Source organism: Mycoplasmopsis phocirhinis (assembly GCF_004216495.1).
GTDB classification, from domain to species: Bacteria; Bacillota_I; Bacilli_A; order Mycoplasmatales; family Metamycoplasmataceae; genus Mycoplasmopsis; species Mycoplasmopsis phocirhinis.
This window is the reverse complement of sequence record NZ_CP034841.1, coordinates 417427-435494: the sequence shown is the minus strand read 5'-3', so window position 1 is coordinate 435494 and position 18068 is coordinate 417427. Positions and strand designations below refer to the sequence as shown.

General features: G+C 26.6%; 13 protein-coding genes. All 13 read right to left on the bottom strand.

The genetic code is table 4. The annotated features are described in order from the left end of the window. Positions 1 to 26: 26 nt before the first annotated feature. Positions 27 to 2795, bottom strand: a complete 2769-nt coding sequence (locus tag EG856_RS01715; protein WP_130429411.1) for a hypothetical protein — start codon at positions 2793 to 2795, stop codon at positions 27 to 29. A gap of 157 nt (positions 2796 to 2952) precedes the next feature. Beyond that, positions 2953 to 4206, bottom strand: a complete 1254-nt coding sequence (gene glyA / locus EG856_RS01710; protein WP_130429410.1) for a serine hydroxymethyltransferase — start codon at positions 4204 to 4206, stop codon at positions 2953 to 2955. A gap of 8 nt (positions 4207 to 4214) precedes the next feature. Then, entirely contained in the window at positions 4215 to 6389 is a 2175-nt protein-coding gene (locus tag EG856_RS01705; RefSeq protein WP_130429409.1) for a phenylalanine--tRNA ligase subunit beta, read from the bottom strand. Beyond that, entirely contained in the window at positions 6361 to 7062 is a 702-nt protein-coding gene (locus EG856_RS01700; protein WP_130429408.1) for a uracil-DNA glycosylase, read from the bottom strand. Before EG856_RS01700 ends, EG856_RS01705 begins: the two co-directional genes overlap by 29 nt. Continuing rightward, positions 7052 to 8023, bottom strand: coding sequence for a phenylalanine--tRNA ligase subunit alpha (locus EG856_RS01695; protein ID WP_232954244.1), 972 nt, complete (start codon positions 8021 to 8023; stop codon positions 7052 to 7054). Before EG856_RS01695 ends, EG856_RS01700 begins: the two co-directional genes overlap by 11 nt. Further along, complete coding sequence (locus EG856_RS01690; RefSeq protein ID WP_130429407.1) at positions 8005 to 9219, bottom strand: replication-associated recombination protein A; 1215 nt, start codon at positions 9217 to 9219, stop codon at positions 8005 to 8007. Before EG856_RS01690 ends, EG856_RS01695 begins: the two co-directional genes overlap by 19 nt. An 82-nt stretch (positions 9220 to 9301) precedes the next feature. Next, entirely contained in the window at positions 9302 to 10228 is a 927-nt protein-coding gene (locus EG856_RS01685; protein WP_130429406.1) for an alpha/beta fold hydrolase, read from the bottom strand. Positions 10229 to 10343: 115 nt separating this feature from the next. Further along, positions 10344 to 10529, bottom strand: a complete 186-nt coding sequence (locus EG856_RS01680; RefSeq protein ID WP_130429405.1) for a hypothetical protein — start codon at positions 10527 to 10529, stop codon at positions 10344 to 10346. Between the two features lie 117 nt (positions 10530 to 10646). After that, a complete protein-coding gene (locus EG856_RS01675) occupies positions 10647 to 12905 on the bottom strand; it encodes a S8 family peptidase (protein WP_130429404.1) in 2259 nt (752 codons plus the stop codon). Next, positions 12895 to 13962 (bottom strand): ATP-binding protein, encoded by a 1068-nt coding sequence (locus tag EG856_RS01670; protein ID WP_130429403.1) that lies wholly within the window; start codon positions 13960 to 13962, stop codon positions 12895 to 12897. The genes EG856_RS01675 and EG856_RS01670 overlap by 11 nt, the downstream gene beginning before the upstream one ends. Before the next feature lie 119 nt (positions 13963 to 14081). Further along, on the bottom strand, positions 14082 to 16463 hold the full coding sequence (locus EG856_RS01665) for a DEAD/DEAH box helicase family protein (protein WP_130429402.1): 2382 nt from the start codon (positions 16461 to 16463) through the stop codon (positions 14082 to 14084). A 16-nt stretch (positions 16464 to 16479) separates the two neighbouring features. Next, a complete protein-coding gene (locus EG856_RS01660) occupies positions 16480 to 17676 on the bottom strand; it encodes a site-specific DNA-methyltransferase (RefSeq protein ID WP_232954252.1) in 1197 nt (398 codons plus the stop codon). A gap of 23 nt (positions 17677 to 17699) precedes the next feature. Continuing rightward, complete coding sequence (locus tag EG856_RS01655; RefSeq protein WP_130429401.1) at positions 17700 to 18068, bottom strand: type III restriction endonuclease subunit M; 369 nt, start codon at positions 18066 to 18068, stop codon at positions 17700 to 17702.

Genomic DNA, 18068 nt, shown 5'->3' with positions numbered 1-18068 from the left:
ATTCGTGGTTAAACCTAAATAAGTAATTATGAAGTTTGAGATTTTTGTTTTTTATAAAATTCTTTTTGAGCGTTTTGTGATTTTTCAATTATTTTATAAATAATATTATTACTAAATTCAGCATCATTTTTTTGCGCTTTAATTGCAGATAAAATTTGATTTTTATCTTTGCTATAAAGTTTAATTAATTGTAATTTGGTTCAACGATCAAAACTGTAATCAGACCCAGTTTGAGTTTTAAAATCATTTGAATCTAGTAATAAAGATAATTTACTCGTTATATATCTATTTACATTTATTGGGCGATGAAAAAAAGTTTTATTTTCAGGTACTTCATTAATAAAAAAACTTGATTCACGAGTTGATATATTTATAAATCTATATCCAATCATTTCGTCCGAAACTTGAGGAGAAATATAACTTAAATATAGTCTTTTTGCGTCATCTTTATTGCCATTTTCAAAATCATCAATAATTTTTTGATCTTCGCTAGATAATTGATAATCTAAAAATTTCTGTCCATCTTTATCCATTTCTTCTTTAAGTTCATATTCAATTACATTAGGTAAAACATAAGTGTTATTTAACCAGTATTGTTTTTGTTTATCTTGCGATAATTTAAGTAATTTACTCAAAACATTTCCTGAAAAATCAAGTGGATCATCTGTTCTTAATTGAGCATAAATTTGAGATTTAATTAAATTTCTATCAATCGAAAATAAATTAATTAATTGTAATTTAAGTCATTTATCAAAATTATATTCGTGATTAGTTGTATTTTTAAATTCACTTGAATTCAACAATTCTTTAAATTTAAGCGAAGAATAATCAGTTAAATTCAAATCAGCAAAATTTTTACCTTCTGGTTTAACTTTATTGACATAATAATTAACACCAGCTGGGGTCAATTCACGATAACCAATTATTTTATTTGAAAGAAAAGGTTTAGTGTATTTTAAATATAAATATTTTGAAAATTCTTCATCTTTAGCCAATTGTTCATCTGAACTATTTGGATCTAAATTTTTAATATTCATAAATTCTTGTTTTGCTTGGGCTTCAAAATCATCAATAATTTTTTGCTCATATTCATTCAATTCATAATCTAACACATCACCTGTTCTTTGTAGTTCGTATTCAATTGATTGAGGAACAATATAGGTTTGTATTGCTTCTCCGTTTTTGCGTCCGTTAGTATTAACTACACCTAAATGTGTTCTGAAAATATCTTCAAAAACACCACTTTTATCTGTATTGTTTCCAAATATTTCTTCAAATGTGTATTCTTTATTGCTAAATTTGAATTCAAAGGTGGCTAACGCTTTGCGTAAATTAGCAAATTTATCACTTGTAAAATCTCTGTACGAATCAAAATCTTCTTCAATTGGCACAACTTCTATATATTGGCTTAGTGCATTATTTATAAATTCACGGGCTAAATCATTTAAATAAATTATTTTTGCATTACCAGGTGCTTTATCTTTATTTTCCTTACTTACTTTATCGAAGTTTACGAATTTAGAATCTGATAAGTAGCCAACTGGATAATTAGGGAAAATAGGATTTAAATAAGCAACTTTATACAATTTATTCTTCTGTTCGCTTGTTAATAGGCTTGCATCTTTATAAATTTCATTATTATTATCAAATTTTTGAATTGATGCAGCTGCAATTCTTTGTCTTATATCATCTAAAAATGGATAATTATATAAATCATTTGAATTTAATTGTTGTGGTTGTTCATCATTTATAAATCAATTTGGATCATTTTGTGAAGCTTTTTCAACTGCAAAAACTTCTTTATTTTTATTTCAAACATTATCTCTAAAGTAAATATATAGTGCTAAATTTCTTTTAAAAATATCAGTTTCGGTATAAATTTCACTATTAGTCGATTGAATTAAATTAAGCGTTTGGACATTATCAAAATTAGAGGTATTATCGATAAAATTATTACCAAATAAATTAATCAAAGATAACACCAATTTTAAAACGTTAATGTCTTTTAACATATCTTTAGCATCAGCAAGTTGAATCAATAATGTTCTAGTATAGTCGTTAAAATTAAATAATGAATTAGAAAAATTTTGATTATATTGTTGAACTAAATTTTTTGTAGCATCATCTGAATTTGAAAAAATTGATTCTAATAAAGGATTCAAATAATATTGTATATCAGTTTTATTTTGCGATTTTTTTTCTTTTTCGTGAGCATTTAAAATTTCACTTACTTCTTTTTTAATTTCTAAAGTTTCAATATTTAAATGATAATTTTTATATGAGTTTAAAACCTCATTTTGAGTATTGTTTTTTTGCACTAATTGAGCAAAATTTTGTGCTTTATCAAATAGAGTAGTAAAAACATTCTCAACAACTTTATATTTGTCTTGCGAGCTTAACGAAGTGTTTTGTTCTGGTGTTGAAATATTTTCAATCTCATTGCCATATTTTAATTTTGCAATTGAAACATTAATTTCATTTTTATTTTTATCTTTATCTTGGCTTGGAGTGTTTGATTTAAATTTAAGGTTATCGTTTTTTTGTTTTAATTCACTTAATTTTTTAGAATTGCCTCTTTTATTCAAATATAATTGATATTCTTTATCAAACATTGCTTTATATTTCTCAAATTCAGCTAATGTTTTAGCGCTTTTTAGTTTGTTGTGCAATTGTATTAAATTATCAAAACTGTCATCTCTTGAACATCTAGCAGCCACAATGCCAACAACTATTGCAGTTGTTGTTATTGAAGCACCTAAAATTATATAAGGTAAAATTTTTCTTTTTTTATTCATTTTTTCTCCCTAAATTTGTGATATAGTTAAATATAGTATACATTTTTCCAAAAAAAAAAAAAAAATGCGCATAGCATTCTCAACTTATCCACACTTATTTTTGGAAAAATTCAGGTTTTTATCACAATTTGAATTTAAAAATTTGTGTTTTAAAAAACTAGTATTTAGTAATAATAGGAAATTGTTTTGTTAAATTTAATATTTTATTTTTATAAAGATTAAACATTTCTTCATTTTGTGTTATAGTTGTATGATTTTTCAAAATAAAATCTATAATTGAAGCTAATTCTTCTCATTTAGTAAAATTACGCGAGGTCATCGCAGCCACACCAATTCTAATTCCTGATGAAACCATAGGGCTTAATGTATCATTAGGTATTGTGTTTTTATTAACGGTAATATTAAATAAACCTAATAATTTTTCAGCCTCTTTTCCAGTTAAGCCATAACTTTGATGAACATTAATTGTAAATAAATGGTTTTCAGTTTTACCTGAAACTATTTTAATTCCGCGCGAGCTAAATCATTCACTAAATATACGAGCATTTTTTACTATATTTTGTCCATAAATTTGAAATTGTGGTTTTAAGGCTTCACCAAAAGCGACAGCTTTGCCCGCAATTGCATGAAATAGTGGGCCGCCTTGATAACCAGGAAATACTCAACGATCTATTTTTTTAGCAATTTGTTCATCATTTGTCATTATAATAGCTCCCCGGGCACCACGCAAGGTTTTATGCGTGGTTGAAGTTATAATATCAGCATAAGGAACTGGCGAAGGATGAACGCCGGCAATAATTAATCCGGAAATGTGAGCAATATCAGCAAGTAGTTTAGCACCAGCAGCATCAGCGATTTCGCGAAATTTTTTAAAATCTACAATTCTTGAATAAGCCGAATAACCACAAATTATTACAGCTGGTTTTTCTTTAATTGCTAAATTTTTAATTGTTTCATAATCTAAAACGCCATCTTCGCCCACTTCGTAAGAAATAGATTCATAAAAAATGCCACTAAAACTAATTTTATAGCCATGCGTTAAATGACCACCGGAATTAAGCGAAAGTCCCATAATTTTATCACCGGGTTTAGCTAGTGAAGCAAGTGCAGCTGCATTAGCTACAGAACCCGAGTAAGGTTGAACATTAGCGTATTTGACTCCAAACAATTTTTTCAATCTATCTATTGCTAATTGTTCAATAATATCTACATTTTCACAACCACCATAGTAGCGTTTAGAGGGATAACCTTCACCATATTTGTTTGTTAATACACTCCCAGTTGCTTTTAAAACATCTTCAGAAACATAATTTTCCGATGCTATTAATTCAATATGTTCGTTTTGTCTTTTGACTTCATTATTAATGGCTTTTTCAATTTCTTTATCATTTAATTCAATAAATTTATACATTTTTACCTCTAATTATATTTTTGGTTGATTAAATCAATAGTTTCGCTATCCGCTGTAATTCTTAAAGTAATTTTTTTGCTGGTTTGCGTATGATATTCATCTATTTTTTGAATTTCAAAAATGGCAAAATTATTTTTGATATCTAAAATATTTTGATTTATTGATACATTTTTATTCAATTCAAATGTAATATCTAGTGTTTTAAGTGGATTGGGGTTGTAGGGTTGAAATACAATTTTATCTTCATTAGTTATTTCTTTAAATTCTGCTACTCACACATCTAAATTTGAATAACGAGGATGGATTTTGCCAATTCAGCCTATCATTTGTTCATTAAACATAATTTTTGCCGAAAGATTGGGATTAATATATTCATTATCATCAAAAGGAACAAATGTTAAAGAATTTATTTTTAAATAATTTATTATGTCTTGTTTAATTTGGTTAAATGTTTTAGTATTTGAAATTAAACCAAGTGAATATTGATTGTAATTAATCATTCCTTTTTCAAAAATATTTATATTTTCAATTTTGCGTTTAAAATTAAATTCTACCACTTGTAACATTGAAGTTATAATTGAATTTCTTATTTGTTCGCGTTCTTTAGATACAAAAGTTTCTAAACTAATTGTTGATTGAAAATTAAAAGGATTCAATCAGTTGTTTTGCTCATTTTCAAGAGTAAAAGTGCGCACTTCACTATAACCCGTTGCCACTAATAAAGATTTTGATATATCACGTTTAGTAACTTTAAATTGGCTTAAATTAGGAGCTATTGCTTTAAAATTATCATATCCATAAAATCTAAAATATTCTTCAATAATATCTTCATAATGTTCAATATCGTGACGATAATTTGGGGCTATGATACGATTTTTATCAATTTTAAAACCGATTGCTAATAATTGGTTTTCAACATGGTTAAATTTTTTAAGCTCACCAATCTCACAATTAGCATAAATTGCTAATTTTTTGCGATTTTGCAAAACTGAAACACCTTTTTTAACGGCCGGCAAGCCAACAATATTACTAAATTGATTTTTATCAATGAATGCTTTATATTGTAAATATTTCATTCCAAAGCGCACCATTTGTGTATTAATTATACGTCCCGCTTGAATACTTGAACTCGTTTCCATTTTGATTTCTTTAGCGCCGTGGCGAATTAATTTATGATCAAAAGCACCAATTTCAAAGGCAATTAAGTTAGTGTTCTCACTAACAGCAGAATTTTGAGCACCCATTAGAGCAGCTAAAGAAATAACATTTTTGCCATCTTGGATGCTTAAAACATTTTTAACTTGCATTTTTTTATTACCTAATATTTCAACTTCACCTGAATAAATTTGTGCACATAGACGTGAAGAAATTTTATTGCGATCATATGCGTGAGTAGGAGCGCCTGTATATAACAATGTTAAATTGCTAACATCTATTGCTCATATACCTTTAGCATCAACGCCATGTTTAGCTAAAAACAGCATATCTAAAAGTGAGGTTTTACTATTTTTATGTTGTAACTCCATAAGAGCTAAAGCTTTTTGCTCGTTTTTTTTCGAACTAATACGGGCTTTAAATTTTTGCTTAATTTTTTTATTATCTCAATCAAACCATTTAAATTCAGTATTATAGTAAGCAGCTAATTCTCTAGCTAAAACAAAATAGGAATTGGCATCAGAACGATTAGCCGGTGTACTAATATCAATAATATAATCATCTAAATTAAAATATTGCACGGGGTCAACATCTAAAGGTAAATGATCTAGCATTATTAAATCTTGTTCGTTAAAAGGCAATTTAGTTACATCAAAACCTAATTCTGCAAAACTAGCCAACATTCCTTGTGATTCAATACCTGCCATTTTTTTAACACCATACACAATTTCTCCATTAGTTGAACCTTCAACAAATGCCGTGGTATAAGCACCTATTTTTGCGTTTTTAGCTGTAGTTTGTATGGTAATTTTTTGACCTTTATCTAATTCTAATTCAACAACAGTTAAATTTTGCGAGTTTTGATTAGCATAAACATTGATAACTTTAGCAAATTTAACTCCCTTAACTTTACTAAATGGAGTTATTGTTTCTACTTCATAGCCTAAATTATTGATAGCTTTTTCAACACTTAAATCTAAATTAATATTTGGCAAAAATTTATTTAATTCTTTTAATGTAATAATCATTATCGTCCTTTCTTAAACTAAAATCAATTGGTATTGTCAATCGTTGATTAACTTTTTTATAAAAATTAAAGTCTTTAAAACTTACTTTACCACGAGCATATGAAAGTGGTGAAGGGTGTGAACAAACAATCATATTTTGTGGTTTAATTATTTGTTGCTCAATTAAAGGTTGAATGAATTTAAGTGCTTGATTACCTCATAAAGCAATCAAAGTGTTTTGATTATTTAAATAAACAAATTTAATTAAATTTAAAATAAATTGCGACCAACCTAAATTTTGGTGCGAATTAGGTTGTTTTTCACGCACGCTTAAAACTGTATTCAATAATAGCACTCCTTGTTTGGCTCACGAATTTAAACTATAAGTTTCAACGACACTTTGTGGGTAATCTTTTAACAATTCTTTAATCATATTTGCTAAACTGCGTGGACATTTATTAAGTTGAGTGCTAAAAGCTAAACCATCAGCTTGATTGGCTAAATAATAAGGATCTTGACCTAAAATTATTAATTTAGTCTCTTCAGGTTCAAAAAATTCTAAAGCTCTATAACGCAGTGTATCATTGGGGTAAATTGAGTAAAATTGTTGTTCGTTTTTAAGTTTTTGCTCTAATTCTATAAAATAATTTTTTTGTTTTTCGTTTTGCAAAAAAGTTAAAAATTTATTGGCCATTAAATTGTTTAAGAGTTCTTAAATCATTGTTATAGAATTCACGAATATCTTTAATTTCGTATTTAATCATAGCCAATCTTTCAATTCCAATACCTGCAGCAAAAGCGTTGAATTTTTTTGTGTCATAACCGGCTAAACTCATTACATTTGGATGTAGCATTCCAGCTCCTAAAACTTCAATTCAGCGACCCTTATAAAAAATATCTACTTCAACACTTGGTTCAGTGAAAGGAAAAAAACTTGGACGCAATCTCAATTCTACTTGCTGTTCAAAAACATAAGAAAGTAAAGATTTTAAAGTTCAAATTAAATTAGCAAAACTAACATTACCTACACTTACAAAGTCTAATTGTGTAAATTGATGTGAATGCGTTGCATCATCTTCGTCATTACGATAAACTTTACCAATCGCAAAATTATTCATTGTTTGGTTAGCATTTTTTTCTAATTCTAACGCACTTATGCCGGTATTATGAGTTCTCAACAGAGTCGTAGGATTTAAATATAATGAATCTTGCATTGCTCGGGCCGGGTGATCTTTAGGAATATTAAGTTTTTCAAAATTATAGTAATCTGAAACAATTTCACCAGCACTAGATTCAAAATAACCATTTTGAATAAATCAATCACGCAATCTATTTTCTACAATTGTAATTGGGTGTAATGTTGCACTTCAAAATAAAGGTTCGCTAACATCAATATATGAGGAATTTACTAAATTTTGAATCTTTAATTCTTCAAGGCGTTTTTCAACTAATTTAAACTCATTCTCATAATAAGTTTTTAATTCGTTAATTTGTTGACCAATTATTTTTTTTTGCTCCACTGGAGCAGATTTTAATTGTGCTTGTAATTTAAAAATTTCACCATCTTTTGAATAAATTTTGCTCCGGGCAATTTTTAATTCTTCGTATGAATTTATTTGTTCAAAGTTAATTTTCATTATTTTTGTTCCTTTCATTTTTGAATTATTTCGTGATATTCAATAATTTTTTTTGCGTCATTTTTTGTTGGAGCAAAAAATTTAACATTTGCAATTTTTTTAGGTAAATATGTTTGTTTTACTCACGAATTAGGATAATTATGTGGATATTTATAACCAACACCATGACCTAATTTAGCAGCTGAAGCATAAGCACGTTCACGTAAAATACTAGGAACATCATAAATGTTTCCTTGTTCAATAAAATTTTGAACTTTATTCATTGCCTGATATGTCGATGAACTTTTGGGTGAAAGCGCAATATAAATAACTAAATAATAAATTGCTAAATTAGCTTCGGGAAAACCTAATCTTTCAACCGCATTTAACGCAGCTTCAACACGCAAAGAAATATTAGGATCAGCTAAACCAATATCTTCATACGCAATGGCGGTTATTCGTCTAAATAAACCTTGATAATCGCCACTTTTTAAGATTAAAGCCGCATAATATAAAGATGCATCAACATCAGAACCACGCATTGATTTATGAAAAGCTGACAAATTATTGTAATGTGCGTCGGCGTTCATATCTGAATAAAAATTAACATTAGGAATTAAAGTTTTAATTGCTTGCTCGTCTATTTCTTCATTGTTATTAAGAATCGCTAGCATTTGTAAGTTATTTAAACAAAATCGATAATCGCCAGAAGAATATTTGACTAAAAGCTTTAAATTTTGCTCACATATTTTTAAATTAGGATAATTTTTATTAACTACATTTTTAATCCCAAACAAAATTTCATCTTCATCAAGTTTGCGAAATTGTAAAATTTGCATTCTACTACGAACAGCGGGATTAATTCTAAAATACGGGTTTTCAGTAGTTGTGGCATAAATAATAATTTTGTCAAATTCTAAATATGATAAAAGAATATCTTGTAAATTTTTATTTAGACGATGAATTTCATCAATAATAACGATATTATTATTTTTTAGACATTCAATTAATTCAGTTTTAGTATGAATACTAGCGTTAAATACTGCATGTTTAAGTCCTAACTCATTTGCTAAAGCCAGCGCACATGATGTTTTACCCGTTCCTGCTTCACCATAAAATATAAAACTAGTGTGTAAATTGTTAGCAACTATTTGCTTAAGTAATTTGATATTATTTTTTTGTCCGATAATATCATCTAAATTTTGTGGTCTTAATTGGTTTGCAAGATTATTCATAGTATATATTTTATGTTATCTAAATAAAAAAAGTATTAAAAATAAAAAATTCCCAAAATTAGTTAATTTTTAATTTTTATATTTAATTTATAAGGTTTAATAAGTAATTTTTAATATCAGCAAAAACTATATTTTTATCTTTTTCGTTCAGTATTTCATGGCGCATTTGATCATAAATTTTAATTTTGACATCTTTAATATTGGCGCTTTGGTAATATTTTGCACTTTTAATTACACCTTTAGCATAATTGCCTATTGGATCTAATTTTCCAGCGACAAAAAACATTTTTAAATCAGTATTTAGTACTTTTTTATATTTATGATTACTCATATTGATTACTAAACGAATTAAATCTAAATAAAAACTATTAGAACATAAAAATCCACACAATTTGTCTTCAATAAATTGATTAACTTGGTTTAAATCACTACTTAATCAATCAAAATTGGTTTTAGGGTTTTTAATTTTTTTATTGACTTTTTTAAAAGCTAAATTATTAATAAATTTATTGTATTCATTTGCTCCTTCGGTATTAACTAATTTTTGAACTATATATAAACCTAATTTTTCTTTTATACCAGCTAAACTAGTAGTGCCACATATAATTGCAGCGGTTAAATTTTTTGAGTACAAAATTAAATAGTTTCGCAAAATTAACGAACCCATGCTATGACCAAAAATTACATATTTAGCTTTGGGAAATTTACGATGTCAATACAAATATAAATCATGCATATCGTTTATTAATTTGCGAGCACCGTCTTTATTGTCAATGTGGCCTAGTGTTTTAGATTTAAGACCTGTTTTACCATGACCTCGATTATCCATTCCTACAACCTTGATTTTTTCATCGCTTAAAAATTGAGCAAACTCTTTATAACGCAATATATGCTCCATCATGCCGTGACATAACTGAACAATAATTTGAGGTTGAGTAGTATGGGGAGCAAAATCATAACATACTAATAATGTATTATCTATTGATGATTTGATTGTAAATTCATTCATTTTAGTCCTTATTTTCTGTTTTAAATTATTATTTAAGTTGTATATTATTTTTTTACTTTTCAATATCCATTCTTTGAACTTCCAATATATTCTAGTTTATTTTGTTCTCTTAATTTTAAGATATCTCTTTCATTGTTGATTTTGAAACTCCTAAAATATCTTCGAGATTACCACTTGTAATATATTTATTTTCTTCAATCAATTCTAAAATTCTTTCTCTTCTTTTTTGAATAACAAGAGTTAGGTTTTGGGCTTCATTTTGGGCTTCATAGTTTTTATTGAATAATGTAACAATTGCCATAAATAAGTTTATCTACTTTTAATTTTTAATAATTAAAAATATTTATAACTTTAAACAAGTGTGTTTTAATCTATAAATAAAACGCAAATTTAACTACATTGTGCTTTTAAAATAAAATTAAATTAATTCTATTTCTTGTTCCATTTTTTGATTAATTTTAATTTTTTGTTCAACATCTATTTTGTTTACTATTCATCCATTAAGTTGACAATTTCTTATAAATTCGTCTATTCTGTTTTTACCATTAATTTCTTTTAAAGTAACAATTACTCCAAATTTTAACCCTACTCCATCTTCATAGTGAAGTCGGTTGTTTGTTTTTATTTCCATCCCTCAATTTTTATTGGAAAATGAAATTTTTGCTTTTTTTCTGTTACTTATCTTTTCAACAATATATTTAACATTATCTCATTTTCTAAAATGTTCGCGAGCTGTACCTTCCAATAATCTTACATCACTATCCAGAAATTCTTCATCTTGATTTTGTTTGTCATTTTTAATGTCTATAATTTTATTTTTATCGCTAATTCGCCCAAAATGAACATTCAATTCAGTATTAGTGTAATCTACTCCCTGTAATCTTGAACATTTAGGAAAATAACACATAGTTAATCTAACAAAAAATGGATAATTATTTTTGCTATTTAAAGGAATGGGAAAAAAATAGTTATAAGTATTTCATTTTTCACTCACATCTTGCACAAAGAATTTAATTTCATCTTGTTTTGTTTTAATAATATCGCTTATTTTAAGAGGAACAACTCCATGACCAGTCAAAGCAATTTGTTCAGGCGAAATATCACTATTTCACTCTCTAGCCGAATCTATTATTAACGCTTTTGCTAATTCTTTACTTAAACCTAAAATATGAATTAAATAGGCCACTTTTCTGCTTATTCAAGGAGCGGCAAATGATGTTCCACATTTTAAATACTCACCTAATGGGCCACAAGTGCGAATTGGTTCTTCGTTTGTTCCACCGTAATAACTAACATCTGGTTTAGAAAAAAAAGATAATGCTAAACCTTTTCTTGTGTAATCAGCGCTTACACGGTTCATATCAACCGAATTTACCACTATGGAATTAATTGAATCTGCAGGTGATCCGATTCTTTCAGAATTAGAATTTGTTGTTTTATTAGTTCCAGCAATAATAAAAATTACATCATACTCATATTGAATTTCATCTAGTGTAGCACCGACTACAGAAATAAAATTTTGATTTATTTCTTCGGAACTGCCTAAACAAAGATTTCATACTTTAATTTCTAAATTTTGAGCAACAATAGTTTTAATTTTTTTTATCAGCGAAAATGATGAAAAACCTCTGCTTAATGCCACACCAAAATGTTTAACCCTAAAATTTCCACACCCGTCATCTAGTTTTGGATTAAATGTGCAGCCATCAACTATTATTGAAGAAACTAAAGTACCATGTACATAATCTTGAGGAGATTTAGGTATATTATCATCAATCATTTCAATATATTCAACTCACTTGCTAAAATACACATTTTTGTCAAATAAAGTATCAATTACTCCAATCACAGGTTCATTTTCCGGGTCTTTTATCCTGAATGTTTGTACTGAATCATCAGTATTTTTTTGCTTATTCACTTCAATAATTGGTAGTTTTAATTGATCTTTTACACTCATTAAGATTAAATAAGGTGCCTTATCAAATAATATATTCATTTCTTCATTTGTTAAATAAACCGTATTTTCATCAAGAAATTTAGAACTTATTAAATTAATGCCCAATTCTTTTAAAATTATTTTAGCATCTACATCAGTTTTATATAAAGAAACAACACTACTTTGAATATTTATTTTTGAAGAAGGTATATCAAAATCATCAATATATGATAAATCAGCTACTATACCTTTGAATTTGGATTTTGAAATTGAGTATTGCTCAAAATTAATTTTTTCAATATAAGTATTGTCTTTAAATATTGCTTCATTTATAACATTATTAAATTCTTTAGTCAAAATTAAAACCACGTTTTTAATATCTTCAAGATTTTGAACTAATTTTTCAATAGATATACAATAAGTAATAATATGTTTTGTCTTTGAATCATTAAATTTAGCACCAACTATAGATGAACTAGAATTTACACCTGTTAAAAGTGTTGAAATTCTGTTAGATTTAGCCACAATTTTATTGTAAAAAACATTTATCAAAATATTTTTAAATGGTCTTGTTTCACTTTGTCAAAAATCAAGTATTTTAGATAATTTATCAATAATTTCATTGAAAAATTGCGTGGTTAATGTTGATCTTGGTTTCATTGTGGCTAGTGCAAACCCACTATTAGTTTTATTTTGCTGTTCAAAAGCTTTACCACGTAATTCTAAAATTTTATTTCTCATTATCTTCACCATTTTTTAACTTAAAAGCCACAGTGCTTTTTGGTATATCTTTTAATGCTCCAATTTGTCTAACGGTAAATCCTTCTCTATCTAATTGAGCAATTGATTTGTCAATTAAATCACCATTTAATCTTGTATAAATGTTTTTTATATAATCATATTCCTCATCATTATTTGAAAAAGCTAATGAGGTTTTTATAATATTTTTTAATTCAGCAGGAAAAGGTAATGTGGGACAAGTTTCAAAAACTTTAGTTAAAAAAACACTATCTTTATTGTTTAATTTAATTTTTTTAGCAAAATCACTAAAAAAACGCAAACCAATTCGAATTAAATCATTTTTAGTGTATCTATTAAAATTTATAACAGCATCAAATCTTCTTGCTAAAGCTTTATCTAAATTTTTAAATAAATTAGTTGTAGCAATAATTAAAGTTTGTGAGTTTTTGTTAATTAAATTATCAAATTCTTTTAAAAGCGACGAAGTTGCTCGTCCCATTTCTCTCACGTCGTTAGCATTTATTCGGTCTAAAGCTATTGAATCTATTTCATCAAATAGAATAATTTTATTATTGTCTAAATTTGCTTGTTCAATTTCGTTAAATAATTTTTCAATGTTTTTGTTAGTTGAACCTAATTTAGAATCAATTAAAGAGTTAAAATCAACATAATATAAGTCTTTATTTAAAATACGAGCAATTTGTTTGGCTGATTCAGTTTTACCGCTACCTGGAGGTCCTTCAAACAAAAATTTATTCATGCCAATATTGTAAGAAATTGAATTAATTACGCCATTTATTTCTTTAATTATTGGGGCAGGTAAATTTAACTCTTGATTAAAATTTAAATCTATTTTTTTAATAAATTCATTTTTAGAATCGTACACTTGTGGAGCAAGGTGTTCGGTTGAAGAAACTAAAGATATTACATATTCAGACAATTCATAATCACCTATAGAATCAAAATATTTAGCAATTTTCATCGCTTCTAAACGAAATGCAATGTCATTTTTTTCACTATGATATTTAATTAAATTTAATATGTTTGCTTTTTTCATTTTTGTCCTTTTATTTAAAAAATTATACTTAATTTGTTGGACAAAATGATTAAAAATTGGACAAAAATTATTTTATTAAAAATAAAAATTAACGTTATAAATGTTAATTTCGTAGGTTTTTATTCAATATTTTTCGCTAAATCGTATATTCAATTAATTGTTTGGTTAACATTATTATTGGCATTTTGTTTAATAATTTCGTTAATTTTAGCATCACTGCTACCGCCGCCAGCTATAATAAATTTATTGGCTGAAAAATTAGATTTATCAACTTTAATCAAAAGCGAAGAAACTATATATTTTAGAGGTTGACTAAAATTACGATCTTTGTAGCAAATTTGATATGAATTTATAATATTTTGTGTTTTTAAAGGACTAGGATCGTTATTAAAATCTTTAATTTCTATATTTAATTGGTGTAATATTTCGTCTTTTTTATTAGCTAAAATAAAATCAGGGAATTGATTTTTAACATTATAATCTTCATCATAATATTGGTAGTTTAAGCCAGTATTTACAGGGTTGCGATAAACATTAATATCTTGGTATTTATCATATTCATTTTTTAAAAGTTGAATAATACTATTGATAAAAATAATTTCATTTTGTGAATCAAAATAATGAATTGGATCTTCTCCCTTTTTTAAATCCTTATTTATTGCTTTATAGCCATATTTAATTAGTGTTTCGTTAAAACTAATTTCACTATTTATACCGTTTAAATCAAGAAAAATTTCTTTTGGTAATTTATTTGAAAATTCTAATTTAACTTCACGTAAATTTCTTTTAATAATTTCAGCTTGACGCATACTTAAAATTGTCTTTTTAACTTCACTAAATAACGATTTAGCAAAAGCATACCACAACATTAAATTATTATAAGTGCTTAAATGTTCATTAAAATATTCGTTAACCGCATCAATATATTTTTGTTCAAGTAGTTGCGAATTTTTTTGATAAAAATTATCAATAAATTTTCTTAATTCAATAATATTATTGATTTTTAAACCAATGTACTGAAAACTTTGGTTACTTTGTTTATCAACAATCGTTTTTTGCTCATCTGGTAAAAAACCTTTTTGTTTATATACATCTAAATAATGTTCATAATTTATTAAAAATCTCGTTTGATTTTGTTTAATTAAATCTATTATTTGCTCGCTTAAATCTAAATTAATGTCTTTATTAACTTCATCATTAATTAATGCAACATAAAATTCATTATTAACACTATCTTCATTTAGTTTATAAACAGCACGATTACTTGCTTCAATGACATCTATATCTACAACATTTGAATAAATTCAGTATTTAAATGCAGTTGAGTCTTGTTTAAAATTAAAATCTGGTCGAGGATTACGTTTGATACGCCCAATGGTTTGAATATTTAAATTTTGAGAAGAAACATTACGCAATTGCACCAGCATACATGCTCGTGGTATATCTCAACCTGTAGCTGGACCAACTTTAAATATAATGACATCTATATCTGAGCTTTTTTTAGAAATATCGTTTAATGAAATATTGCCCCGCAAACTTGAATCTACTTTTTCTGAAGAAAAATATTTAGCTCAAGTTAAATTGTATTGCTCTAATTTTTTGATAATCGCACTGATTTTTAAATCATAATCTGCGTCTTTATCTAGTTTATCTTTTACTTGAATTAGCATTGCGGGATTAATATTATCAATTAAACCTTCTTCAGTAATATAGGCTTGTTTAATTTCTTTAAATTTTTGACACGCGATATCTAATAAATCCAAATCTTCAATGGCATCAGTATTTATTTCAGATAAAGATTGATTAATGTAGCGCATATTTTTTAACAATTTAATGTTATCATCATACAATTCTTGTTCGCTAATTCTAATTTGTTCAAATTCGCCATTAGGTGTAGCTGACATATTAATTTGAAAATTAGCAGCTTGTTTCATTTTTGCGTAAAATCTTTCAAAAATTTCATTTTTCTTTGTCTTTTTAGATTCGTCAGTTCCAATATGAGCTTCATCTCGAATAAAGACTACAAAATAATTATTAGAAATTTCAGAAATAAATTTATCTAAAATGCCGTGTTCGGTGTAAATTCGTTTCGAACCAAACGAAGATTCACCAAGAATAAAAACTTTATTAGTTTCAACCCTAAAAGTATAATCAGCATCTTTAACAGATTTTTTATCATTAGATGGTGATTCTTTGCGCTCAAAAATCATTTTATGATTATTTTGCAAGTATGTTTTATATTTATTAAAATTATTTTCTAACTGTTTAGGTAATTCCGCACTTGAAAGCGTAGTTAAAATAAACACAATAGGTTTATTTTCGCGTTGTGTATTAATTTCAATCGCTTTATCAATAAAATTAGCAATCATAAAAGTTTTACCTGAACCAGTTGGTGCAACAAATTCAATAATATTTGTTCCACGTGAATTTAAAGTGTAGGCTTGATTAAATTTATCAACAAGTAAATTCACTTTTTCTGCTTGTACATTAGTTAATTTCATTCTTTATTCCTTTCTATTATTCTTTATCTAGAGAATATAAATTAGTTAAATTATTAATTAAATCTTTTTCACTTGTATTTGAAACATCAAATTTAAGTAAAGAATGTTTTAATAATTCAATCAAATATTGTGTATTAATTTGATTTTGATTAATATTAATTAGGCTGTACTCTAATTCAAATACATTAAGATTTTGTTTGTAAGGTTGATTCTTTTTGCTTCATTCAAAGGTTTCGTTATTAGTACCTAAACCATGATTTATGCGATAAAGTCTTTCATAAGTTACATCTTGTGCGATGTTATTTTCGTTGTTTGTAACGAGTGTAAAGGTTCTGTCTCCGCCATCTTCTTTATTTAATTCTAAAACTGCGTGAGCAGTGGTGCCTGAACCAGCAAAAAAATCTAAAACTCGGGCATTTTTGTTAGAAATTTTTGATATCAAGTATTTTATTAATGACACGGGTTTTGGATAATCAAAGAGATTGCCGATAATTTTTCTTAATAACTCTGTTCCAGTTTGCGAAATTCCAACCTTGTCTTTTAATAATATCGAGATAGGCGTTACACCATTTTTTGATTCACATAAAAACGCTTTCTTTCTCAACATATTTCCTTCTGAATAAACTCTATTTTCAACGATTAGTTTTTCCATAGTTTCTTTAGAAACAACTCACGAAAAACCTTCTGGCTGTTTATAAACTTTTCCCATATATTCAATTTCATAATCATTAGATTTATTATATTTTGGAGAACGTAATTTAATTCTCGTTCAAGGACCTCTTGGATCATTATCATTGTTTTTATATTCTTTTAGTTGTTTTTCTGTTCTTTCGTCTAAATTAATATTTAACTTATCTTTATTTTTTGAATAGACCAAAATATAATCGTGATTGATACTAAAATGTTTTGAGTTGTTTTTAGGTGCTGTTGTCTTTTGCCAGATTAGATTTGCCACAAAATTCTCTTCACCAAAAATTTCATCCATCAACACTTTTAAATACGCTTGTTCATTATCATCAACAGAAACAAAAATTACCCCATCTTCTTTTAATAATTTTTTAGCTAAATTTAATCTTTCATTCATCATATTTAATCAGCCATTGCGACTAAATTTATCGCGATAAATAAATTTAGATGCTGAGATATTTACTTTATCATTAGCTGAATTATTACCATCATTTTTAGCAGATTCGGTATTATATGGTGGATCAATATAAATTACATCGTAATTATAATCTAGGCCCTTGCTCTCTCTCTCTCTCTCTCTACAACCAGTAAGTTTTTTAAAGCATCATAGTTTTCACCTATGATTAAAGAGTTTTGATTAGTGCTTTGAGTATCATTAAGATTAAATGATTTATCTTCATTAAATTTAAGAATTGAAATCATTTTATTATTGATATCAGGCGCGATATCAAATCTAAAGCCAACTTTTACTCTTTGCATTAAAAATTGATAAACATTTTGTAATTGGCTTTGATCCGTTAAATTATCTAAAATCATTTTACAAATTGTTTTTTGGTCTTGATTTAAATCATTGACTGATAATTCGTCAATTTTAGCTTTATAATCTTTTAAAAGCTGTGAATAGTCTTTATTTTGCAT